The sequence below is a fragment of the Sphingobacterium sp. UBA5670 genome (assembly GCF_002420705.1).
In the GTDB taxonomy this organism is placed as follows: Bacteria; Bacteroidota; Bacteroidia; order Sphingobacteriales; family Sphingobacteriaceae; genus Sphingobacterium.
This window is the reverse complement of record NZ_DIIM01000004.1, coordinates 192,784-193,947: the sequence shown is the minus strand read 5'-3', so window position 1 is coordinate 193,947 and position 1,164 is coordinate 192,784. Positions and strand designations below refer to the sequence as shown.

Here is a 1,164-nt window from a genome sequence, read left to right as displayed (position 1 = left end):
GTTTAAACAAATAAATAATTAGAGAAAGCGTATTACGGATATTGGAAAGCGATTCTTTGAATTTTATTGAAAAGAGGTCAAGTCAGGTTATTAAATTATCCGGTTGAATTTTTTTGATAAAGGTGACGCTTCGGTTGAAATGACTCTCTTTCCTTAGTTGTGCGTATTTTGTATTCTCTGGTCAATGTCCCCATGCCAACATGTCTTTTTAGCATTTCATATACTCTCTCATCAGTAATGAGCAGTCCATATTCCTTTCTTAGAATTTTGAGAATCTGATTCAGTCCTATCGGAGCGTCAAAATAGCTGGTATTGCTGATCATATGCCAAATGCAGTCCCGTTCTTGGTGTAGCCGGTGTCGTCGGGCCTCTGGAGTTTCCTTAACAGGGCGTTTATGCAACGTCACAATAATTCCGGAATTAATTTCCAGTGGAACGGCGAAGTCAAAAAAATCTTTTAGGGAGACCGAAAAAGTTGTACAGATCTTGGATATACTTTCGACAGTAAATGATCTGCTATTACAGCAGTAGCTTTTTAGTATCCTGGGCTCCAATTCGCAGTGAATAGCAAACTCCGTCTGGGAGAATCCTGTTATTTCAAGAATTTCATTGATCCGCTCAGTGATCAAAATTGCAAGGGCTGAATTTTTTGATTTCATCATTGGAAAATTTAATACAAGAAGGCCGCATTCTCTACGTTTAATCACGCTAAACCGAAGGCAGAGCCTGAGCTTTCTATTTGATCAAATATCGATAGAATAATGTTTAAATAACTTTTCGGAAAGCTGTGAAAAGTTTACGTTATTATGCAAAATTAAAATCGGACTTTTTTTTAACAGACATCTTAATCTGTCCAGTTGACCGAAATTTCTTCAATATAGAATAGTTGCGTAAAGCGTTGGAGTGAAATCGAAAAGTAGAGCGATAAAGTTATTTCTTAACTTTAAGGTGTATTGGAATTAATCAAGGATTAATTTGATTCCATTGTCCGTTGGACAAAATAGCTGTTAGGTAACCATATTATTTATTTAATTGATCAACTTTCCGGATGAATAAAAATGTCATGATGTTTCAACATCACATAGAGGGTGGGCATGTTTCACCCCTAGTTTTTCATTTCCCTGAGCCGCATCCGCATGCACCGGTGCTGACGCAGCAGGAGGG

Annotated in this window: 1 protein-coding gene; it reads right to left on the bottom strand. The window is 37.4% G+C overall.

Translation table 11 applies throughout. The features are described from left to right. Positions 1–95: 95 nt before the first annotated feature. Positions 96–662: a hypothetical protein gene (locus B3C94_RS05515; protein ID WP_293900246.1), complete on the bottom strand. Its 567-nt coding sequence runs from the start codon at positions 660–662 to the stop codon at positions 96–98. Positions 663–1,164: the final 502 nt, after the last annotated feature.